Source organism: Micromonospora parastrephiae (assembly GCF_016802865.1).
In the GTDB taxonomy this organism is placed as follows: domain Bacteria; phylum Actinomycetota; class Actinomycetes; order Mycobacteriales; family Micromonosporaceae; genus Micromonospora; species Micromonospora parastrephiae.
In genome coordinates, this window is sequence record NZ_JAEVHM010000020.1 from 33,856 (window position 1) to 53,565 (window position 19,710).

Sequence of the window (19,710 nt, forward strand, 5' to 3'; positions counted from 1 at the left end):
GAGCGAGCAGATGCAAGCCCGCGCTGTCCTGGCGTCCGTCCTCGCCATCGCGCTGGTCTTGTCCGGCTGCGCCCAGCCGGACGGCACCATCGCACCCGCCGGCGCACGGCTGCCGGTGGAATCGAGCACGCCGCCCCCACCCGCACCGAGGCCGTCGCCGCGTCCGACGCACACCAAGCCGCCGAAGCCTCAGCTGCGTCCGCTGCCGGCCAAGCTCCCCGCCGGGCTGCGACGCAACACCGGCGTACGCCCGGTGGCCCTGACCTTTGACGACGGGCCGAACCCGGCGTGGACGCCGAAGGTGCTCGATCAGCTGCGGGCCGCCCGGGTCACGGCCACCTTCTGCGTCGTCGGCCGAGAGGCGCAGCGTCACCCGGAGCTGATCCGGCGGATCGTCCGGGAGGGTCACCAGCTCTGCAACCACAGCTGGCGGCACGACCTGGACCTGGCCCGGCGGCCGGTCGCCGAGATCCGGGCCGACCTGGTCCGCACCAACAAGGCCATCCAGGCGGCGGCCCCGGGCGCTCCGGTGCCCTTCTACCGCCAGCCGGGCGGCCGGTGGACGTCGGAGGTGCTGGGCGTGGCGAAGGAGTTGGGCATGCGCCCGCTGCACTGGGCCGTCGACCCGCAGGACTGGGACAAGCCGACCGCCGCCACGATCGCCAAGCGGGTCCACAACGCCGCACGTCCCGGTTCCATCGTGCTGTTGCACGACGGCGGTGGCGACCGGGCTGCGACGCTGGCCGCCTGCCCGCGCATGATCGCCGACCTGAAGCACCGCTTCGGCATCGCCCGACTCCACTGAACCGCCTCTGAGCTGCGCAAATGCGCCGCTCAGAGGCCCTGCCGATACCGATTTTGTCGACCGACCGGGCATCACGTATGCTTTCCAAGCCTCCGGCGGGGCCGGATGGGAGCAAGTCCGCTTGAAGTTGCGAGTGTGCAATGATGGCGGGGCCGCCCTCATCGTCTAGCGGCCCAGGACGCCGCCCTTTCAAGGCGGTAGCACGGGTTCGAATCCCGTTGGGGGCACGACCGGCGCAAGCCGGAGCAACACAAGCTAGGTCCTGTGGAGCAGTTGGAGTGCTCGCCGCCCTGTCAAGGCGGAGGTCGCGGGTTCAAGTCCCGTCAGGACCGCAGCGCTGACGCCGCGCCTCGCGCGGCGTTCTGCGTATCGGAGCGTGTGACCCTGCCAACGGTTCGTCCGGTCGGCGGGTAGCATGAGCCGAGCGGCACGGCCAGGTAGCTCAGTTGGTACGAGCGTCCGACTGAAAATCGGAAGGTCGGCGGTTCGACCCCGCCCCTGGCCACATAGCCTTTCGCCGGGCTACAGAGATCCCCACCAGCGGAAACGCAGGTGGGGATCTTGCTTTGTCCGCGAGTGCTGTGGGGCGACCTCACGAACTGGAGGCACCGCCCGTGCTGTCCCTCACCCGCTGCCAATAGAACCCGTCCTCCGGCACCTGCCACAAACGTCCACAGCGGGGACACTCCGCGGTCCTCAGGTAGCGTCGACCGCTTGGTTCCTGCCCCGGTCCGGGCGGGGGAAGATGTCGGCTACACCAACAGAACAAATATCTGGGACTGCCCATGGGTCCTGAGTATCCACGCCCCGCTGGCGCGCCGCCTCCCCGACTCCGCCGGGGCGGCTCCGCCCTGCCGACCCCAGCTTGATCCACTCGGCTTCCTGGATATCGGGGTGTCCGTACGCCCCGGATGCCGCGATATCACCGAACCCGAGTTGATCACTGATTGCGGCGCCCCTGCTGGCGGTGCTGCGCCACGCCGCCCTGGATCGCCTCCCACACACTGCGCCCGGCCTGCCACAGGGTCTCGCCCGCCTGCTCGGCGAGCTGCGCCGCGCTCTGGGCAGCCGCCTGCGCCCCGCCGGACACACCGCCCTGACCACCGTCACCACTACCGGACGGACCCGTACCGGGCGTGGACGTCCCCCCGGGTTGGTTGCGCGATTGCCCGGTCCGCGGACCCGCAGACCCCTCGGCGCTCCCCCGGCCCGCACCCTCGGGTCGGCCCTCGGGATGACGCCCCTCAGGTCGCGGCGCCTGGGCACCCCCGGGTCCCGGGCCACGACCCTCCGAACCGCCAGCCCCCGGTCGCGGCCCCTGGTCACCACCGGCCCCCGGTCGCGGCCCCTGGTCACCACCCGGCCCCCGGGCCACGACCCTCCGAACCGCCAGGCCCTGGTCCCGGCGCCTTCTCACCGCCGGCCCCCGGGCCACGACCCTCCGGACCGCCGGCCCCCGGTCGCAAGCCCTGGTCACCACCGGACCCCGGTTGCGCCTGTTCGGCTGGTCCGGGGCCGCCTGCGCGCGGGCCGGGGCCACCGGCAGCCGGCCCTGGTCGCCCGGGAGCCGGCCGGGCCTGGTCGCCGACCGCAGGCCCCCGCTGGCCGGGTTCGTCGAGTACGGAACGGCTGTGCCGGGCCGACGCGGCGACCTCGGCGGCCCCGGCCAACTGTTGCGCGCTGCGGTTCACGTCGTCGATGGCCGTGCCGGCCGACCGGGCGAGCGCCTCGATGATCTGCGGGTTGTTGTCGATCGTGTCGAGCGCCCGGCCCAGGACCTCCACCAACTGCTCCAACCGCACCCGCAGTTGCGCCTCGGCATGCACCCCGTTGATGTCCAGCTCGACACCGCGCAGGTGCACCCGTACGCCCGCGTCGAGCTGGAGCAGGTTGGCCAGCCGGGCCCGCAGTGAGAGGTCGGCGTCCAGCCCGTCCACCGCCAGCCGGATCGAGTCGACCGACACCCTCGGAATGTCGAGCAGGACGTCCGGATCCGCCCCGTCGGCGTGCCGGTCAGGCTTCCGCTGCTGCGCGCTCTCGCTCATGCTCTCCCGCCCCGCCGCACATCCACCCGGTCGTCCGGGTCGTCCGGCGCGGTTACCCGCTTTCCGGCGGGACATCCCGTCAGTGACGGGCCGGCGACCGACTGTCGAGATCCGGGCACATGGACAGCTGCACAGCCGGGCATCAGCCGGTATGGTCCGGGCCTATGGGACAGGAGATGACTGATCCGGCCGACATCCGGCAGGACGCGGAACGGTTCTCCTTACGGTGCAGCCTCCTCGTCCCCGGCAGCCCCGAGCACGCGTTCGCCGTCTTCACCGACGAGCTGACCGACTGGTGGGTCACCGAGTACACCTGGTCGGGGCCGGAGGCCCTCGCCGAGCTGGGCATGGAGCCACGGGCCGGCGGCATGCTCTACGAAATCGGACCGTACGGCTTCCGCGCCGACTGGGGCCGGGTGCTCACCTGGGATCCGCCTCGCCGGTTGGTCTTCGCCTGGCAGATCGGCCCGGACCGGGTGCCCGTCCCGGATCCGGCTCGGGCGAGCGAGGTCGAGGTGCTGTTCCTCCCCGAGGGGGCCGAGCGCACACGAGTCGAACTGGAGCACCGGCACTTCGACCGGCACGGGGAGGCCGCCGAGGGGTACCGCAAGGCGCTCACCGCCGGTTGGCACGAGTTGCTGAGCCGCTATCTCGCCACGGTGTCGCGCCGCCGCCCCGACGCTTCCGCCTGACCGACCGGTACGGTTTCAGCGGCCGAGGCGCCGATCGGCGGCGGAGCTGCCGCTGAGGTTCCGGCCACCCAGGTCGGCGCGGCTCCCGGCCTCGGCCCCGGAGCCGAACCCGGTCCCGCCCAGCCGGCGCCGCGGTGCGGTGCGCAGCCGCGGGTACTGCTCGGCGAGCCGTCGCTGTACCCGATCCGAGCGGTCGGCGAGCACCAGCGCCACCGACGGGGTGCCCGATTCGCTGGCGGCCGCCGTCTCCGCCGCCCAGAGCCGACCGCCGATGACCTCCGCGAAGCCGGCCAGCCAGGACCGGCGGAAAGCGGCGGGATGGTCGTCGGCGGGCACCGGTGTGGCGGCCAGGCCGTGCGCCGCCTGCACGAGCAGCGAGGTGAAGAGCAGGTCGACGCGTTCCAGGTCGCTGGCGAAGCCGAACAGGTGCAGCGCGAACCCGTTGCTCTGCCGGCGGCGTACGCATCGACAGCGCAGCGGCTCGGCGACCGCGGCGAGCAGCCCCACCTTGTCCCGGGCGTACGGGGCGACGATGTCCAGCACCCGGTCGCCGACCGGGTCGGTGGCCGGGTCGCGGGCGGCGAGCAGCGCCCGGTCCACCCCGTAGCGCGCGATCAGCTCGGTGGCCTTGGCGGTGAACGCGGCCGACTCGGCGGGTGTGCAGGCCGGGTCCTCCGCCTGGGCGAGCAGCTTGCGCACCTTGCTGAGCATGGCCTCGGACATGTTCCAGAGCTATCACACGGGCCGGACAGGACCGGGCCGCACCGCTATTGATCGATCAGTATCATCGTCACGGTCCGCTCGACCGTCCAATAAGGACGGTCAGTCTACTGTTTCCGGAGGCCCGCATGTCATCTCCGACCGCTCGCCTGCTCGCCGTCGCCACGGCCGCCGCGCTCCTCGCCGCCGGCACGCCGGCGCGGGCCGCGCAGACCACCCCGGTCACGCCCGCCGCCCCCGGCGAGAACCTCTTCGCCCCTCTGGCCACCTGCTACGGCGGCGCCGTCCGGTCGTTCTTCCAGACCGGCGGCTACGGGGGCCAGGCCGGCACCTACCGCACCACGACCCGCTGCCGCGACATCAACGTACGGAACGCCAGCGCGTACGGCACCGAGGCGTGCGTGATCTTCGTCGACAAGACGAGCGCCTGCAACTACTGGACCTACCTACCGGCCAACTCGGGCTGGACAACCGTCGCGACGAACGTCCGCGACGGGGTCAATTTCCGGGTCCGCTTCGAGAACCTGCGCTACGAGTACGAGCCGCTGGTGGCGTACCACGCGTTCTGACCGATCCGCGCCCGCGGCACGTCACCCCGCGCGGCTGCGCAGGGTCGCGATCGTCGAGCCGGCGAGCGTGAGCAGGCAGTCGGGCAGCAGCCCGTCGGCGACGGCCGCGCCGAACAGCGCCTCCCCGGTGGGTACGTCCCGGTTGGCGTACGCGCTGACGAAGCGGGCCACCCAGCGGGTGTCGTACTCCGCCTGGTCGATCCCCGGGAAGTCCAGCGCGGCTCCGCTCTCCGGCGGTGCATCACCGATCATCGTCGCGGCCAGGCACCAGGCGACCCCGTACGCGCCGCTCAGGCCGGCCCGGTCGACGACCGCGTCGAACGCTCCCACCACCGCGTCCTGGTCCCCGTCCAACGCCGAGCTGAGCACGGCGGCCGCATCGTCGAACGTCTGCTGTGGTAGGTCGGTCACGCAGCGCACAGTACGAGGGCCGGTCAAGGCCGCCAGCGATCGTCACTCTCCGTGTTCAGGGCGGGCGACCTGCGCATTAGGCCACCTCCACGGTCCCGCCGCCGGCCTCGGCACGCTAATGTGCGCAGCGGACCTTCGCCGGAGGAAGGACGACCATGCTCGTATCACGCCGCTCGCGGGTTGCCACACTGGCCGCCTGCGCGACGATCCTGCTCGCCACAAGCGCTTGCGGGGATGACAAGGCCGAGGAGGGAAGCGCCCAACAGGTGCGCCTCTACGGCACGGACGGCAACATGCTCAACTCCTATCCAGCGGAGTTGAAGGAACGGGCCAACCTGGTCGACGGGATGAAGGGAACCACGCCCCTCACTCCTCTGCCCGAGGACTTCAAGGGCCGGCTACGGTCCGTCAATCCGGCGCTGACGGACTACCTGTACTCCGCCGAGACGTACGACGCGGTGGTGATCGGGGTGCTCGCCGCCCAGTTGGCCGGGAGCACCGACCCGGCGGCCATCGCCAAGCAGATCGTCGGCGTGACCAACAACGGCCAGCGCTGCGAAGATCCGGCCAGTTGCCTCTCGTTGGCCCGCAGCGGGCAGGACATCGAGTACCGCAGCGTGTCGCTGACCCGGGCGGGCTTCACCGAGAAGGGTGAGCCGGCCACCGCGAGCTACGCGACGCTGACCTTCGACGGGCAGCAGATCAACGACGGCAAGACCGAGTTCGTCGGGGCCGGCACCGAGTCGGCGGCGAGCACCAAGACGCCGCCGAAGCCGAAGAAGGAGCGTCCGGGCGCCAAGCCGGACCAGGAGCCACTGATCGTGGGTGGCCTGCTGCCGAAGACCGGTGACCTGGCGATCGCCTACCCGCCGATGGCCGCCGGCGCGGCGCTGGCGATCAAGGAGATCAACGCCGCCGGCGGCGCGCTCGGCAAGCCGGTCACCTGGATCGATGGCGACGACGGCACGAGCCTCACGGTGGCCAGGGCGACCGTGGCCAAGCACGTGACGGACGGGGCCAGTCTGATCATCGGCGCGGGCGCCTCGGGCATTTCCCGCGAGGTGCTGCCGGACGTGGTGAAGGCCGGGAAGATCCTCTTTTCGCCGTGCAACACCGACAGCAGCCTCACCGACGTCGAGGACAAGGGCCTCTACTTCCGTACCGCCCCGCCGGACAGCCTGCAGGGTCGGGCGCTGGCCGACGTGATCCTCCGCGACGGATCGCAGAAGATCGTCATCGTCGCCCGCAAGGACTCCTACGGCGAGGGCCTTCAGGCCACCGTCCGCGACGAGCTGGAGAAGGCCGGCATCGCCGAGGACCGACTCAAGCTGATGACGTACGAGCCGCCGGCCGACGCGAAGGCCCCACCGGTGGACTTCACCGCCGGCGCGAAGGAGATCAAGGAGTTCGGCGCGGACGCCGTGCTGCTCATCGGCTTCGGTGAGTCCGCACAGGTGATCCGGGCGCTCGCCGACAACGGGGTGCCGATCCGGCACTGAGCACGTCCCCACGGACCACGGACGGCCGCACCGGCAGCTCGCCGGTGCGGCGTCGCCGTTCACGGGTCACCGGTTGCGGCGTCGCTCCAGGAACTCGGTCATCCGGCGGTGCTTCTCGTCGTCCTCGAAGAGCACCGCCTGGCTGACCAGGTCGAGTTGCGGGTGCGCGGCGGCCGGCGCGTCCACCGCCAGCTTGGTCAGGCGCAGCGCCAGCGGCGAGCCGAGGGCCATCTCGTCCAGCAGCCCGTGCGCCACCTTCAGCAGCTCACCGGGCTCGTCCACCACCCGGTTCACCAGGCCGATCCGCAGCGCCTCGTCGGCGTCCACACGCCGGCCGGTGAAGAGCAGCTCCTTCGCCCGGCCCTCGCCGACGAGGGCGGGCAGCCGGTGGGTCGCGCCGGCACCGGCCAGGATGCCCAACCGCACCTCAGGCTGACCGAAGACCGCGCGCGCCGTGCACACCCGCAGATCGCAGGCGTACGCCAGCTCGGCGCCGCCGCCCAACGCCGGGCCGTCCACGGCGGCCACGGTCGGCATCGGCAGTGCCCGGATCCGGGCGAACGCAGCCGAGTTGATCGCGGCCAGGGCGTCGGTGCGGCCCCGCTCCCGGAGCTGGCCGATGTCCGCGCCGCCAGCGAAGATGCCGGCCACCCCACCGGTGAGCAGCAGTAGCCGGGGACGGGCCTCCAACTCGGCGCAGACCTCATGCAGCTCGGCGATCAGGTCGGCGTCGATGGCGTTGCGCTTCTCCGGACGGTCCAGGGTGACCACCAGCCGGTCCGACCGTTCCTCGATCCGCAGGCCGCTCACTGTGCCCACCTTCCGTTCGCGACTGCGGGGCTCGCAAGCTCACTCCTCGCGCTCACTGTGCCCACCTTCCGTTCACGACTGCGGGGCTCGCAAGCTCACTCCTCGCGCTCACTGCTTCACCCCGCCGCTCCAGCGGTAGAAGCCGTGCCCGGACTTCTTGCCCAGGCGCCCGGCGGACACCATCTCCTCCAGCAGGGGCGGCGGCGCGAAGCGGGCCCCGTACGCGGCCTGGAGGGTGCGGGCGATGTCCAGCCGCACGTCCAGGCGACCAGGTCGGTGAGTTCCAGCGGGCCGATCGGGTGCCGGTAGCCCAGCACCATGGCCTTGTCGATGTCGGCCGGGCTGGCCACCTCGTCGGCGACCATCCGGATCGCCTCGAGTCCGAGTGTGACGCCGAGCCGGGAGGTCGCGAAGCCGGGCATGTCGCGTACCACGACGGGGTCCTTGCCCAACCGGCCGGCGAGCGCGACGGCCGCGGCGGTGGTCTCCTCGGCGGTGGCCGGGCCGACCACGATCTCCAGCAGCGCCATCGCCCAGACCGGGTTGAAGAAGTGCAGGCCGAGGAAGCGCTCGGGCGCGTCCAGCCCGGCGGCCAGCTCGCCGATGGCGATGCTGGACGTGTTGCTGCCCAGCAGCGCCGGGCCCAGCGCGGCGGCCTCACGCAGCACCGCGCGCTTCAGGTCGAGCCGCTCCGGCACCGCCTCGACGATCACCTCCGGGGCGGGGACCACGTCGGCGAGGGTCGGACGCAGGGTCACCCGCAGCCGGTTCGCGGCGGCCTCGTCGGCGCTCAACTTCCCGCGTTGCACGGCCCGCTCCCAGAGGTCGGCGAGTCGGTTCAGTGCCGTCGCGCCCCGGCCGGGATCCACCTCGACCAGCTCCACGGCGTGCCCCGAACCGGCCGCCACGTACGCGATGCCCAGCCCCATCGTTCCGGCACCGACGACCACGAAACGTTCGCTCATCACGCCTCCCTGTCCCGCCCGGCGCGCGCGGGGTCCCCGCCACGCCGGCCCGGGTGATCCGCCCGCTGCGCTCGCTCATGGTGCGACCCTAGACAGCTCGGGCCTGGGAGATGCGTGGGGGAGCGCGGGTTCGGGTACTGACCATCCGTCAACCGAGGGAAGGACCGCATCGACATGAGCCAGGCACCGGAGAGCGTCACCGACTCCGAGATCGTGGAGACCCGGGGCGACGAGCGGGTGGAGTTGCTGCGCGCCGACACCAACAACGACGGCAAGACCGACGTGTGGGTGGTGGACACCGACGGCGACGGCAAGGCCGACCTGTTCCAGTTCGACACCGACGGTGACGGCAAGGTGGACATCACCATGGTCGACATCGACGAGGACGGTCAGCCGGACGAGGTGGTCGACGGCGACGGCGGCCTTCCGCCCGAGCAGCTCCCCCCGACCGTCCAGGTCTGAGACGTACGACGGCCCCCGCCTCCGCCCGACGGAGGGCGGGGGCCGTCGCTCAGTCGGCGAGGCGCAGGGTGGCGAGGTAGTAGGGGGCGTCGCGGTCGTCCACATCGATCAGCCGCCAGCCGCTGCCGTGCACCAGTCCGGCGAATTCGTCGGCCGAGCAGACCAGGTAGTCGAACCACTCGGTGCCCAGCTCGCGGTAGCGCAGCCGCAGCCTCAACTGGCCGCCGAGTCGACCGCGCCGTCGGTTGCGCTCGTGGTAGGCGGTGTGCAGCGGGTCGCGGGTGCCGTACGGGTCGGTGCCGTGGGCGATGATCTGCGCTCCCGGCCGGGCCAGGGCGGCGAGCGCGGCCAGGAACCCCGGCGCCCGCTGCCGGCCCTCGAACAGCCCGAGGTTGTTGCCGAGCAGCAGGAACGTGTCGTACCGCTGGCCGTCGGCCACGTGGGTGTCCACCGTGCCGTGCACCAGCCGCCGGACACCGCGACGCCGGCTCACCTCCAGCGCGCCGGCGGAGGTGTCCAGCCCGGTGACCGGTACGCCGCGCTCCTGGAGCAGCAGGGCGATCCGGCCGGCGCCGGTGCCGATGTCCAGCGTCTCGCCTCGGACCCGGTCCACGGCCCGGTGGTCGTACGGCTGCCAGTCCGCCGGCCCGTCCAGGTAGTGCGCGGCCGGCGCGCCATTGATCAACCCGTCGTCGCGCTCGATGATCTCGATGACCGGCCGGGGCAGTCGGCCGCCGACCAGCGGTCGAGGGCCCACCCCGGTGGCCACGGCAAGAGTGTCCCGCAGCAGTTCACCGATCACGTCACCGATCTGAGGCTCGCCCGTCACGACGTTCACGCTATCCGGCCTTCCAGTGGCCCACCGCGGCCGTATCCTGGCGGCGTGACCACGCTGGACCGGCTGTCGGCCGAGAAGTACATCCTGCTCACGACCTTCCGCAAGGACGGCCGGGCGGTGCCGACGCCGGTCTGGGCGGTACGCGACGGCGAGGCGTTGGCAATCTGGACCCGGGCCGACTCGGGCAAGGTGAAGCGGATCCGCCACAACGGCGACGTGACGCTGGCGCCGTGCGACGTGCGGGGTCGGCCGCACGGGGCGGAGGTGCCCGCCCACGCGACGATCTACGGTGGCGGCGACACGGGTCGCATCCGCGACCTGCTCAAACACAAGTACCGGCTGATCGGTCGGTTGAGCCTGCTCGGCAGCCGGCTGCGTCGCGGTGAGGGCGGCACGGTCGGCATCCGGGTCACGTTGACCGAGGACCGGCGCTGAGGCCGGGCACGAAAAGGGGCGGCGGATCGAGATCCACCGCCCCTTTTCGGAAAAACCCCTACCGGGTCAGTCGCCCTGCCGCTGCTGCGGGATCTGGCCCTGCAAAAGCGCCCTGACCTCCGACTCGCGGTACCGACGGTGACCACCCAGGGTGCGGATGGCGCTGAGCTTGCCGGCCTTGGCCCACCGGGTCACCGTCTTCGGGTCGACACGGAACATCGACGCCACCTCGGCCGGTGTGAGTAGCGGCTCTGGTTCGTGCGTTCGCGATGCCATCGGTCACTCCTCCACATGTATAGACATCGGCCGGGGTCCCGCCGGCGACGCGTCTCCCATGGTCCGGCTAGTCCCCGATGTCCGACATGGGCCGAACGGATGAAGGTCCCTAGACGGACGGATGAACCATGCCCGATTTTTACGACTTTTACACGGCAGAAACTACCTTATTCGGACTCATGATCACGGTTCGTGATGCGTCAACTACGAGCGCGCCTCATCTTGGAAGCGATTTGCGGGCGATTTGCGTTAGTTGCACCGCTCCAGCAGCTGCACCGCGCGCCACCGGGCCACCAACGTGTCGTACGCGGCCGACGCCTCCTCGGCCTCACCTCGGGCCAGCCCGGCGAGACCGCCGGCGACCAGCTCCGGCGAGTCGTCCGCGACGAGAGTCTCGTCGGAGAGCAGGTCGACCAGGCCGCCGTAGTCAAGCTCCACCACCGAACGCGGATGGAACTCCTCCAGCCAGCGGGCCGCCTCCTCCACCGCGTCGGTGATCGGGGCCTCGCCCACCGACTTGCGCAGCACCGACAGCGCCCGCGACGAGCGCCGCCGAGCCTTGGAGATCTCGGTGCGGTAGCGCAACGCCCGCCGGCCCGGCTCCGTGACCAGGTCACGTTCCGCCGCGTCGAAGAGCACGAACCACCGCAGCGGTACGCCCCAGGTCGCGATCTGCTCGTGCACCCGCGGCACCCCGTGCTCCAGCACCCGGGCGCCACTGCGCCAGTCGTCCACCACCGCCCTGGCCTGTCCGGCGAGTACCGGCGGCACGAAGGCGTCGGCGAGTACCGAGGGCACCCCGTCCCGGGCGCTGAGCGCCGCCTCAGCGACCCGGATCCGCAGGTTCCACGGGCAGACCAGCAGGCTGTCGTCCGTCTCCAGGACGTACGCCTCCTCCGGCAGGTCGGGCAACCGGGTCCAGCCCGCGCCCAGCGCCTCGATCACCGCCGTCCGCTGCCGGACGGGCCCCTCCACGGGCGCCACCGCCCGCCCCTCGGAGACGTAGCGACGCCAGTAACTCTGACGGTCCCGGTCGAAGGCGGTCAGCGGTTCGTACACGCGCAGGTAAGAAGCGAAGAGCGACGGCACGGCGCGATCCTCCCACGAACCGCACGCGAGCGCGGTCAGCGGCCGGACCACGCGCGCCGCAACGTGGGACGGCGGCGGCGCGTCGAGCACCCGCACGGCGGCCGATACTAGGCTCGATCACACCGGCAGCATCCCCGCCGGGGTCCACCAGGTCCGCGTCCCACAAGGACGCACACCACTCCAGGAGCCAGTCATGGGCGTATTCGCGAGCACCGACGACCCGGTATCGACAGGTCACGAACAGGTCGTCTTCTGCCAGGACAAACAGAGCGGCCTGAAGGCGATCATCGGGATCTACTCCACCGCGCTGGGGCCCGCGCTCGGCGGCACCCGCTTCTACCCGTACGCCAGCGAGGACGACGCGCTCGCCGACGTACTCGACCTGTCCCGCGGGATGGCCTACAAGAACGCGCTCGCCGGACTCGACCTGGGCGGCGGCAAGGCCGTGATCTGGGGCGACCCGGAGCAGATCAAGAGCGAGGCGCTGCTGCGCGCGTACGGCCGCTTCGTGGAGTCGCTGGCCGGCCGGTACTACACCGCCTGCGACGTCGGCACGTACGTGGCGGACATGGACATCATCGCCCGGGAGACCCGCTACGTGACCGGGCGCAGCGTGGAGCACGGTGGCGCCGGCGACTCGTCGATCCTCACCGCCTGGGGCGTCTTCCAGGGCATGCGGGCCGCAGCCGAGCACGTCTGGGGTGTGTCGAGCCTGCGGGGCCGCAGGGTCGGCGTGGCCGGTCTGGGCAAGGTCGGCAAGTACCTGACCGGGCACCTGCTGGAGGACGGCGCCGAGGTGGTCGCCACCGACGTCAACCCGAAGGCGCTGGCCTGGGTGCGCACCAACCACCCGCAGGTCACCCTGGTCGACGACGCCGCCGCGTTGGTCGCCGCCGACATCGACGTGTACGCCCCGTGCGCGCTGGGGGGCGCCCTGAACGACGACACCGTGCCGGCTCTGCGGGCCAAGGTGGTGACCGGTGCGGCGAACAACCAGCTCGCCCACCCGGGCATCGAGAAGCTGCTGGCCGACCGGGGCATCCTGTACACCCCGGACTACGTGGTCAACGCCGGCGGCGTGATCCAGGTGGCGGACGAGATCGAGGGCTTCAACTTCGATCGGGCGAAGCTGCGGGCGACCCGGATCTTCGACACCACCCGGGAGATCCTGCACCTGGCCGACGCCGAGGGTGTGCCGCCTGCGGTGGCCGCGGACCGGCTGGCGGAGCGGCGGATGGCCGAGGTCGGCCGGCTGCGCTCGATCCACCTGCGCTGAGCGTTCCCCGGAGGCGGATCGATCGGTATCCGCCTCCGGGCCCCTCTGCCGGCCCGTCTGGGTAAGCTGAGGCCGGGTCAAGTTTGGCGTGGTTTGTCCCGTGTCACGGGTGCTCTCCGTTCCACCCCTTACCGGGTACACTGGGTGACGGCCGGATCGACGCGACGCGCAGAGCCGGCGACGGTAACCCGAGGTGCCGAACGATGGCATCCCCATGTACCGTAAGAGCCACGAGAGATGCCTGACGTCATCGGGGCCCGCCTTCGGGCTGCCCCGCATTCTGTGCGAGGGGGTCGAGCCATGGGGCGCGGCCGTGCTAAGGCCAAGCAGACGAAGGTGGCCCGGGAGTTGAAGTACCACTCCCCGAACACCGACCTCACCGCCTTGCAGCGCGAACTGGCGGGTGCTGGTAAGTCTGAGCACCACTTCGACGACGACTCAAAAGAGTTCGTCGACGATGATGATGAGAATCACGCGGACGACGATCCGGATCCCTGGGTCCGTCCGACCCGCTGACCTCTCGACGCAGCTGAGCACGCGGTGACCCCCGCGTGCTCACGCATGTGCCCGTCGGGAACGGCACCGGTGCCGACGTTCAGGGGCCTGCCCTGGCCGGGAACTCATCCGGCCGACCGACAGGCCCCTGATCGCGGCGACCCTCAGCGCGGCCGGTTGTTCCAGTTGTAGAAGGTCGGGATGTTCTCGAAGTGGTTCCAGGCGCAGACCGCGCTGGCGCCGTCGGAGCCCGACACCTCCGCCCGGAGCCGCCGCGCCTCCTCGGCCTCTCGGAGGAGCGTCACGAGCCCGGGGGCCGCCTCCCGCACCCGCTCGGTGACTCCGTCCGGAGCCTCGTCCGCTTCGCGCTCAGGCCGCCGGTGACTGGTGGTCTCGGGCATGCTCCAACACTCCCTCCAATAGGCGGATCTTGCTGTTGCGGCAGTGCTCGGTCTCCGTACCGTCAAAACGCCCCAGCTCGAAGTAACGGTTGGCGGCATGGCCACCGCCACAGAAGCCGAAGTACGGGCAGGACGCCCGGCACGCCTCCACACCCGCCAGGAACTCGCCCACCCAGGGTGTGGCCGACGCGCCGGCGAGGATCTCGGCCAGCGGGGTGGCCAGCACGTTGCCGCTGCTGAAATCGCCGTAGCGGGGGTCCGTGAAGCCGGCCAACTCCGGGGAGAGCACCGTCACCGAACCGTCGTGCCCGATCGTCGGGATCGGGTCCAGTCGGCGGGGCAGCACCCCGTCCGCCGAGTCGTCGAGCACCGCCGCGGCGTACCGCAGCGACCACTCCACCTCGCGCAGGTGGATCCGGGGCTCCCGACGCCACGCCGACACCAACTCCGCCCAGAACGCCGTCACCGTCGTCGGATCATGTCGGTTGTCGCGGGTGTTGACGCCCTCGGTCTCCTCGATGTTGATACCCAGCACGTCGCAGCCCAGATCGAGGAAGTAGGCGTACAGCTCGGTGGCGAGCCCCGGCTCCGGGCGGGACACCACGGCCAGCGCGGAGAAGGGCAGCCCGTGCCGGCGCAGCGCGGCGACACCGCGCAGGATCCGGTCGTACGCCGGCTGGCCGCCCCGGTTGACCCGGTCGCCGTTGCGTTCCCGCGGCCCGTCCACGCTCACGCTGACCCGCACCTCGTGCCGGGCGAAAAAGTCGCACCACTCGTCGTCGATCAGCGTGGCGTTGGTCTGCACATGGTGTTCGACCTGGGGCCCGAACGGCGCGATCAGGGCCGCCAGATGCTCCCGGCCGGCAGCCAACGGCTCCCCGCCGTGCCACACCACCGAGAACCGATCCACCGCCGCCCACGGATTGACCGCCGAAGCCACCGCTTCGGCCACCGGCACCGACATCTGCCGGTCGACGGCCCGGAACGGCAGATAGCAGTACGCGCAGTCCAGGTTGCAGAGGGTGGTGGGCTGCATGACGACGTACGACGGAACCGCGGCGAGGCCGCGCATCCCGCTGAACGACTGTCCCCGAGCAGCCATCGCCCTCCTCCGCCTAGCCTGAGAGGCGGTCGGGAAGCCGCGAGGCGACCTCCCAAGCGTCTCTGAAGGGTGCCCTTCAGGCTAGGCGGCATTGGCCACTCGGGTGAAGCCCTGATCAGGTGCCCGTACGATCACCAGAGCTTGATCATCCGCGGGTGTGCTGGCCAACCATCTGCACGTTGCCGGTGCCCTCGATGATCTCGCCGGCCTGCCAGGCCTCGACCCCACGGCCGGTCAGCGTGGCAAGCGCACGGTCGGCGTCCTCGGCCGAGACGATCGCGAACATGCCGACGCCCATGTTGAAGGTCGACTCCATGTCCTGGTCGTCGATCCGGCCCTTCGACTGGATCAGGTCGAAGATCGGCTGCGGCTTCCACGTGGACCGGTTGACCACCGCGTCGACGTGCTCCGGCAGCACCCGGACCAGGTTGCCCGGGATGCCGCCGCCGGTGATGTGGGACAGCGCCCGCACCTCGGCCTCGGCGATCAGCTTGAGGCAGTCCTTGGCGTAGATCTTGGTCGGGGTGAGCAGCTCCTCACCGAGGGTCCGCTGCCGGCCGAAGTCGTCGATGACGATGTCCAGTCGCATCCGGGCCGCGCCGAGCAGTACGTGCCGGACCAGGGAGTACCCGTTCGAGTGCAGGCCGGACGAGCGCATGGCGATCACCACGTCGCCCACCTCGACCCGGTCGGGGCTGAGGATGTCGGCCTCCTCGACCACACCGACGCCGGTCGCGGAGATGTCGTACTCGTCCGGACGCAGGACACCGGGGTGCTCGGCGGTCTCCCCGCCCAGCAGCGCGCAGCCCGCGTACCGGCAGCCGTCGGCGATGCCCGCGCCGATCTCGGCGACCTTGTCCGGGACGACCTCGCCGGTGGCGATGTAGTCGAGCAGGAACAGCGGCTCGGCGCCGCAGGCCACCAGGTCGTCGACGACCATCGCGACCAGGTCGATGCCGACCGTGTCGTGGATGTCCATCTGCTGGGCGATCACCAGCTTGGTGCCCACCCCGTCGGTGGAGGACGCCAGGATCGGGCTCTTGTACTTCTTCGTGTCCAACCGGAACAGGCCGGCGAAGCCACCCAGGTCACCCAGCACCTCGGGGCGGCGGGTCTGACGCACCTTCGACTTGAGCAGCTCCACCGCGCGGTCGCCCGCGTCGATGGAGACGCCGGCGTCGGCGTACGAGACCGAGCGTTTGCGCCCCTGGCGGCCGGCGCCGGCCGTCCAGGGCTGGCGGTCGCCGCCGGCGCCGGTCGGGCTGCTTCCTGCGCCGCTGCGCTCGGACACGTGCGTCACGGTTCTCCCCTTTGTGGTTCTCGGTGCCGCGCCGGCGGTGGCCGGGCCGCGCCGGTTGGTGCTACGGGCGGTTTGCGGTCACGCCACCCGGAGTGGCGACGAGCGAGCCGTTGGTGTGCGGGGCCTCCGGCGCCGAACCGGCGACCCGTCGACCCACCCCTTCGAGCAGGTGCTTGCCGATCAGGTTGCCGGCCGGCAGCTCGATCGGGTACTCACCATCGAAACACGCCCGACACAGCCGGGTCTTCGGCTGCTCGGTCGCGGCGATCAGGCCGGGAAGTGAAACGTAACCCAGCGTGTCGGCGCCGATCGAGCGCCGGATGCCGTCGTTGTCCAACCCGTTGGCCAGCAGCTCCGCCCGGGTGGCGAAGTCGATGCCGTAGAAGCAGGGCCACCTGACCGGCGGGGAGGAGATCCGGACGTGCACCTCCAGCGCGCCCGCCTCGCGCAGCATCCGCACGATGGCCCGCTGGGTGTTACCGCGGACGATCGAGTCGTCCACCACCACGAGCCGCTTGCCGCGGACGTTCTCCCGCAGTGGGTTGAGCTTGAGCCGGATGCCGAGCTGACGCAGGGTCTGCGACGGCTGGATGAAGGTGCGCCCCACGTACGGGTTCTTCATGAGCCCGGCGCCGTAGGTGATGCCGGACGCCTCCGCGTAACCGATCGCGGCCGGGGTGCCCGACTCGGGCACCGGGATCACCAGGTCGGCCTCGACCGGGTGCTCCTTGGCCAGCTGCCGACCGATCTGCACCCGCGCCGCGTGCACGTTGCGACCGGCGATCGTGGCGTCGGGACGCGCGATGTACACGTACTCGAAGAGGCAGCCCTTCGGCTCCGGCGCGGCGAACCGGGTGGAGCGCAGCCCGTCCTCGTCGATGGCGATCAGCTCGCCCGGCTCGACCTCGCGCACCACGCTCGCGCCGACGATGTCCAGCGCGGCCGTCTCGCTGGCCACCACCCAGCCGCGTTCGAGCCGGCCCAGCACCAGCGGGCGTACGCCGTGCGGGTCACGGGCCGCGTAGAGCGTCGACTCGTCCATGAAGACGAAGCTGAACGCGCCCCGCAGCTGCGGCAGCACCTCCAGGGCGGCCGCCTCGACCGACAGGTCGGGTCGGCCGGCCAGCAGCATCGTCACCAACGAGGTGTCGTTGGTCGAACCGTCCGCGACGAGGCCGAGCTCGGCGACCTCCTTCTCCAGCTCGGCGGCGTTGACCAGGTTGCCGTTGTGCGCCAACGCGATGGTCGTGCCGGAGCTGGTCGACCGGATCGTCGGCTGGGCGTTCTCCCAGTTCGACGCGCCGGTCGTGGAGTAGCGGGCGTGCCCGATCGCCAGGTGGCCGCGCAGGCTGGCCAGGGTGGGCTCGTCGAAGACCTGGGCCACCAGCCCGAGATCCTTGTAGACCACCACGCCGGAGCCATCGCTCACCGCGATGCCCGCCGCCTCCTGGCCACGGTGCTGGAGGGCGTAGAGGCCGAAGTAGGTCAGGTTGGCAACCTCTTCGCCGGGGGCCCAGACGCCGAAGACGCCACAGGCGTCCTGTGGGCCGGGTCGTTGGGGGTCAAGGTCGTGGCTCAGCCGGCCGTCGCCTCGGGGCACCTACCGCTCCCTCACGCTGGTCTGGACCGGCCTGGCGGGGATCACGGGGCGGATCCACACTCCCCGGCCGGGACCATTGTCGTCGCCTGACAGTGTACGCGAATAGCCGTCGATACAGATAGTCACGATTCCCCCGCTCACAGTTACCGACACTCGGACATCGGAGCAGCTAGAGGGGCAGAAACGCCGACAGGTCCGCCCGCACGCCACTCACCTGGACGCGACCGTCGGTGACCGCCTCGGCCCAGTCGATCCGGCCGAGAGCCAGCGCGAGCCAGGTCTCCGGCGACATCTCGACTACATTTGGCGGGTTTCCCCTGGTGTGTCGAGGGCCGGGGACGCACTGGATCGCCCCGTATGGTGGAACGCGTACCTCGACCGATCGGCCGGGGGCACGCTCCGCGAGGACGGCCAACAACGTCCGGACCGCCTTCCGGAACACCAGCCGTTCGGGCGTACGCCCCTCGTCGAGCGCCGACAACGCCGCCGCAACGGCGGCGGACTTACTGTACGGAGAGGACACGACGGGACGATACGACCCGCAGGCGGAGCACTCGACGCTGGCCCTGGGTCGCGCCGATCCAGTGAGACAAGGCATAGTTGCCGACGGCGTATTCGTACCGTGATGATCCCCGGCCCGGCGCCCCGCCGGTCAGAGGGAAGTCAGCCCGGAAGGCGGTGGACGTGTCAACACACCGACGTGCCTGGAAGCAGCGGGCCGGTGTGGTCGTAGCGCTGGTTGCCGGCGCTCTGCTCGCCGTCCCCGCCACACCAGCAATGGCCGCTCCCAAGGTCACAAACGTCTCCGCCTCCCCAGGCACCGTCCAAGCGGGCGGCGAGACGACGGTGAGCTACACGCTCAGCTTTGACGACTCGGTAGTTCCCGCCGACGTGACTGTCAGCTCCGACAACTCCAAGCTCCAGTGCATCGAGGGCTGCTCGCAGGGGAACGTAACCGAGGCCAAGACCTACACGGCCAAGTTCAAGTTGGCGGACGACGCTTCGAGCGGGTCCGCCCGCGTCACCGTCAAGGCCAGCGCTGGGCTCGGGAACGGGCAGGGCTCGACCACGGTCAACCTCACGGGCAAGGCCGCGGCCCCGCCGCCGCAGAACCAGACCGTGCGGTCGGTCTCGGGCAAGGTGGTCAAGAAGGCCGACGGCAAGGCCGTGCCGAACGCGATCGTGATCCTTCAGGACAGCACCGGCAAGCGGTTCGACACCATCAGCAACGGCAGCGGCGACTTCCGCTTCGCCGGCTCCACCCAGAACCCGATCGCTCCGGGCCGGATCGACCTCGGTGCCAGCTTCGACAACATCACTTCCACCAAGAGCTTCAACGCGAACGCGGGGCAGTCCGTCACCGGGCAGCGGATCAGCTTGGAGATCAAGGTCGAGGTGACGCCCAGCGCCACCCCGTCCGCCACCGCCGAGGCACTTCCCACCGAGGAGCCCACCGAGGAAGGCGCCGAGGAGCAGCCGTCCGAGGAGGCCAGCCCGGGCGCCGCGGCGAACGCCGCGAACGAGGACGAGGGCGGCGGCTTCAACTCGTACCTGATCATTCTGCTCGGCGGCCTGCTGGTGGCCGCGGGCGTCGGCACGATCGTGCTGCTCTGGATGAGGCGCAAGGAGAACGGCGACGACGAGGACGCCCCGGAGGGCGCCGGCGCGGTGCCGGCGGCCCGTGGCGCGTTCCGTGGCGGCGACGACCAGACCCGGGTGGTCAACCGGGCCGGCGGCGGACCGGACCCGACCATGGTGGGCGGTGCGGCGCTGAGCGAGGCGCCGACGATGATGCACCGCCCGGTGGTCGACGACGTCCCACCGGACCCGTACGCCGCGCCCGCGCAGCCGTACGGCGCAGCGGGCGGGCAGGGCTGGGGCGGCACGGGCTACGGCGACGAGCCGGCGCCCGGCGGCTAC

Annotated in this window: 21 protein-coding genes, 3 tRNA genes and 3 pseudogenes; 12 read left to right on the top strand and 15 right to left on the bottom strand. The window is 71.2% G+C overall.

The window, feature by feature from the left end; genetic code table 11:
* Positions 1-10: 10 nt before the first annotated feature.
* The 4 genes from JNW91_RS07080 to JNW91_RS07095 all read left to right on the top strand — a co-directional run bounded on the left by JNW91_RS07080 (position 11) and on the right by JNW91_RS07095 (position 1,310).
* The gene (locus tag JNW91_RS07080) at positions 11-805 is read left to right on the top strand and encodes a polysaccharide deacetylase family protein (protein WP_203174106.1); all 795 of its coding nucleotides are present in this window, start codon (positions 11-13) and stop codon (positions 803-805) included.
* 154 nt (positions 806-959) lie between these two features.
* A tRNA-Glu gene (locus JNW91_RS07085) sits at positions 960-1,032 on the top strand.
* Between the two features lie 31 nt (positions 1,033-1,063).
* A tRNA-Asp gene (locus JNW91_RS07090) sits at positions 1,064-1,137 on the top strand.
* A gap of 99 nt (positions 1,138-1,236) precedes the next feature.
* Positions 1,237-1,310: transfer RNA gene (locus JNW91_RS07095), tRNA-Phe, on the top strand.
* A 435-nt stretch (positions 1,311-1,745) separates the two neighbouring features.
* On the opposite strand, the gene JNW91_RS07100 is transcribed toward JNW91_RS07095, so the two are convergent.
* Positions 1,746-1,895, bottom strand: coding sequence for a hypothetical protein (locus JNW91_RS07100; protein WP_203174107.1), 150 nt, complete (start codon positions 1,893-1,895; stop codon positions 1,746-1,748).
* A gap of 262 nt (positions 1,896-2,157) precedes the next feature.
* Complete coding sequence (locus JNW91_RS32015) at positions 2,158-2,850, bottom strand: hypothetical protein (RefSeq protein WP_238424518.1); 693 nt, start codon at positions 2,848-2,850, stop codon at positions 2,158-2,160.
* A gap of 164 nt (positions 2,851-3,014) precedes the next feature.
* Here JNW91_RS32015 and JNW91_RS07110 point away from each other — a divergent pair, with 164 nt between their 5' ends.
* Positions 3,015-3,542 (top strand): SRPBCC family protein, encoded by a 528-nt coding sequence (locus JNW91_RS07110; RefSeq protein ID WP_203174108.1) that lies wholly within the window; start codon positions 3,015-3,017, stop codon positions 3,540-3,542.
* A gap of 15 nt (positions 3,543-3,557) precedes the next feature.
* Here the strand turns inward: JNW91_RS07110 and JNW91_RS07115 are convergent, their stop codons facing one another.
* A complete protein-coding gene (locus tag JNW91_RS07115; RefSeq protein WP_203174109.1) occupies positions 3,558-4,265 on the bottom strand; it encodes a DUF2786 domain-containing protein in 708 nt (235 codons plus the stop codon).
* A 125-nt stretch (positions 4,266-4,390) separates the two neighbouring features.
* Between JNW91_RS07115 and JNW91_RS07120 the strand changes: the two genes are divergently transcribed.
* A complete protein-coding gene (locus tag JNW91_RS07120; RefSeq protein ID WP_203174110.1) occupies positions 4,391-4,831 on the top strand; it encodes a hypothetical protein in 441 nt (146 codons plus the stop codon).
* A 21-nt stretch (positions 4,832-4,852) separates the two neighbouring features.
* Here the strand turns inward: JNW91_RS07120 and JNW91_RS07125 are convergent, their stop codons facing one another.
* On the bottom strand, positions 4,853-5,242 hold the full coding sequence (locus JNW91_RS07125; RefSeq protein WP_203174111.1) for a hypothetical protein: 390 nt from the start codon (positions 5,240-5,242) through the stop codon (positions 4,853-4,855).
* Positions 5,243-5,397: 155 nt separating this feature from the next.
* Here JNW91_RS07125 and JNW91_RS07130 point away from each other — a divergent pair, with 155 nt between their 5' ends.
* A complete protein-coding gene (locus JNW91_RS07130; protein ID WP_203174112.1) occupies positions 5,398-6,741 on the top strand; it encodes an ABC transporter substrate-binding protein in 1,344 nt (447 codons plus the stop codon).
* 66 nt (positions 6,742-6,807) lie between these two features.
* Here the strand turns inward: JNW91_RS07130 and JNW91_RS07135 are convergent, their stop codons facing one another.
* From JNW91_RS07135 to JNW91_RS33865, 3 genes and pseudogenes are all read right to left on the bottom strand, one after another.
* Positions 6,808-7,551, bottom strand: a complete 744-nt coding sequence (locus JNW91_RS07135) for an enoyl-CoA hydratase/isomerase family protein (RefSeq protein WP_203174113.1) — start codon at positions 7,549-7,551, stop codon at positions 6,808-6,810.
* A 108-nt stretch (positions 7,552-7,659) separates the two neighbouring features.
* Positions 7,660-7,973: pseudogene (locus tag JNW91_RS33860) on the bottom strand (3-hydroxyacyl-CoA dehydrogenase family protein).
* Positions 7,974-8,033: 60 nt separating this feature from the next.
* Positions 8,034-8,516, bottom strand: a pseudogene (locus tag JNW91_RS33865) (3-hydroxyacyl-CoA dehydrogenase family protein); the annotation flags it as partial.
* A gap of 174 nt (positions 8,517-8,690) precedes the next feature.
* Here JNW91_RS33865 and JNW91_RS07145 point away from each other — a divergent pair.
* Entirely contained in the window at positions 8,691-8,978 is a 288-nt protein-coding gene (locus JNW91_RS07145; protein ID WP_030491406.1) for a hypothetical protein, read from the top strand.
* Positions 8,979-9,027: 49 nt separating this feature from the next.
* Here the strand turns inward: JNW91_RS07145 and JNW91_RS07150 are convergent, their stop codons facing one another.
* Positions 9,028-9,807 carry a class I SAM-dependent methyltransferase gene (locus JNW91_RS07150; RefSeq protein WP_203174114.1) on the bottom strand — a complete coding sequence of 260 codons (780 nt, stop codon included), beginning with the start codon at positions 9,805-9,807 and terminating at the stop codon, positions 9,028-9,030.
* Positions 9,808-9,861: 54 nt separating this feature from the next.
* Between JNW91_RS07150 and JNW91_RS07155 the strand changes: the two genes are divergently transcribed.
* The gene (locus JNW91_RS07155; RefSeq protein ID WP_203174115.1) at positions 9,862-10,251 is read left to right on the top strand and encodes a PPOX class F420-dependent oxidoreductase; all 390 of its coding nucleotides are present in this window, start codon (positions 9,862-9,864) and stop codon (positions 10,249-10,251) included.
* A gap of 66 nt (positions 10,252-10,317) precedes the next feature.
* On the opposite strand, the gene JNW91_RS07160 is transcribed toward JNW91_RS07155, so the two are convergent.
* Positions 10,318-10,527 carry a BldC family transcriptional regulator gene (locus JNW91_RS07160; protein ID WP_007073996.1) on the bottom strand — a complete coding sequence of 70 codons (210 nt, stop codon included), beginning with the start codon at positions 10,525-10,527 and terminating at the stop codon, positions 10,318-10,320.
* Positions 10,528-10,776: 249 nt separating this feature from the next.
* Positions 10,777-11,616, bottom strand: a complete 840-nt coding sequence (locus JNW91_RS07165; protein WP_203174116.1) for a CBS domain-containing protein — start codon at positions 11,614-11,616, stop codon at positions 10,777-10,779.
* 193 nt (positions 11,617-11,809) lie between these two features.
* Between JNW91_RS07165 and JNW91_RS07170 the strand changes: the two genes are divergently transcribed.
* Both JNW91_RS07170 and JNW91_RS07175 read left to right on the top strand, forming a co-directional pair.
* On the top strand, positions 11,810-12,892 hold the full coding sequence (locus JNW91_RS07170; protein WP_203174117.1) for a Glu/Leu/Phe/Val family dehydrogenase: 1,083 nt from the start codon (positions 11,810-11,812) through the stop codon (positions 12,890-12,892).
* A 300-nt stretch (positions 12,893-13,192) separates the two neighbouring features.
* Positions 13,193-13,408, top strand: coding sequence for a DUF3073 domain-containing protein (locus JNW91_RS07175; RefSeq protein WP_007454329.1), 216 nt, complete (start codon positions 13,193-13,195; stop codon positions 13,406-13,408).
* A gap of 143 nt (positions 13,409-13,551) precedes the next feature.
* On the opposite strand, the gene amcA is transcribed toward JNW91_RS07175, so the two are convergent.
* The 5 genes from amcA to JNW91_RS07200 all read right to left on the bottom strand — a co-directional run bounded on the left by amcA (position 13,552) and on the right by JNW91_RS07200 (position 18,313).
* Entirely contained in the window at positions 13,552-13,788 is a 237-nt protein-coding gene (amcA, locus tag JNW91_RS07180; RefSeq protein WP_203174118.1) for a multiple cyclophane-containing RiPP AmcA, read from the bottom strand.
* Entirely contained in the window at positions 13,757-14,860 is a 1,104-nt protein-coding gene (amcB, locus tag JNW91_RS07185; RefSeq protein ID WP_305070399.1) for a cyclophane-forming radical SAM peptide maturase AmcB, read from the bottom strand. The genes amcA and amcB overlap by 32 nt, the downstream gene beginning before the upstream one ends.
* Before the next feature lie 175 nt (positions 14,861-15,035).
* Positions 15,036-16,190, bottom strand: coding sequence for a phosphoribosylformylglycinamidine cyclo-ligase (gene purM, locus JNW91_RS07190; protein WP_203174120.1), 1,155 nt, complete (start codon positions 16,188-16,190; stop codon positions 15,036-15,038).
* 61 nt (positions 16,191-16,251) lie between these two features.
* On the bottom strand, positions 16,252-17,790 hold the full coding sequence (gene purF / locus JNW91_RS07195; RefSeq protein ID WP_203174121.1) for an amidophosphoribosyltransferase: 1,539 nt from the start codon (positions 17,788-17,790) through the stop codon (positions 16,252-16,254).
* Between the two features lie 169 nt (positions 17,791-17,959).
* Complete coding sequence (locus JNW91_RS07200; protein ID WP_309244266.1) at positions 17,960-18,313, bottom strand: sterol carrier family protein; 354 nt, start codon at positions 18,311-18,313, stop codon at positions 17,960-17,962.
* A gap of 161 nt (positions 18,314-18,474) precedes the next feature.
* Between JNW91_RS07200 and JNW91_RS07205 the strand changes: the two are divergent.
* A pseudogene (locus JNW91_RS07205) lies at positions 18,475-19,710 on the top strand (carboxypeptidase-like regulatory domain-containing protein); the annotation flags it as partial.

Excerpts from the sequence above, each read along its gene's own strand:
- JNW91_RS07080 (WP_203174106.1), top strand. The coding sequence starts at position 11 with ATGCAAGCCCGCGCTGTCCTGGCGTCCGTCCTCGCCATCGCGCTGGTC.
- JNW91_RS32015 (WP_238424518.1), bottom strand. The coding sequence starts at position 2,850 with ATGAGCGAGAGCGCGCAGCAGCGGAAGCCTGACCGGCACGCCGACGGG.
- JNW91_RS07110 (WP_203174108.1), top strand. The coding sequence starts at position 3,015 with ATGGGACAGGAGATGACTGATCCGGCCGACATCCGGCAGGACGCGGAA.
- JNW91_RS07115 (WP_203174109.1), bottom strand. The coding sequence starts at position 4,265 with ATGTCCGAGGCCATGCTCAGCAAGGTGCGCAAGCTGCTCGCCCAGGCG.
- JNW91_RS07120 (WP_203174110.1), top strand. The coding sequence starts at position 4,391 with ATGTCATCTCCGACCGCTCGCCTGCTCGCCGTCGCCACGGCCGCCGCG.
- JNW91_RS07130 (WP_203174112.1), top strand. The coding sequence starts at position 5,398 with ATGCTCGTATCACGCCGCTCGCGGGTTGCCACACTGGCCGCCTGCGCG.
- JNW91_RS07145 (WP_030491406.1), top strand. The coding sequence starts at position 8,691 with ATGAGCCAGGCACCGGAGAGCGTCACCGACTCCGAGATCGTGGAGACC.
- JNW91_RS07160 (WP_007073996.1), bottom strand. The coding sequence starts at position 10,527 with ATGGCATCGCGAACGCACGAACCAGAGCCGCTACTCACACCGGCCGAG.
- JNW91_RS07170 (WP_203174117.1), top strand. The coding sequence starts at position 11,810 with ATGGGCGTATTCGCGAGCACCGACGACCCGGTATCGACAGGTCACGAA.
- JNW91_RS07175 (WP_007454329.1), top strand. The coding sequence starts at position 13,193 with ATGGGGCGCGGCCGTGCTAAGGCCAAGCAGACGAAGGTGGCCCGGGAG.
- amcA (WP_203174118.1), bottom strand. The coding sequence starts at position 13,788 with ATGCCCGAGACCACCAGTCACCGGCGGCCTGAGCGCGAAGCGGACGAG.
- amcB (WP_305070399.1), bottom strand. The coding sequence starts at position 14,860 with ATGCGCGGCCTCGCCGCGGTTCCGTCGTACGTCGTCATGCAGCCCACC.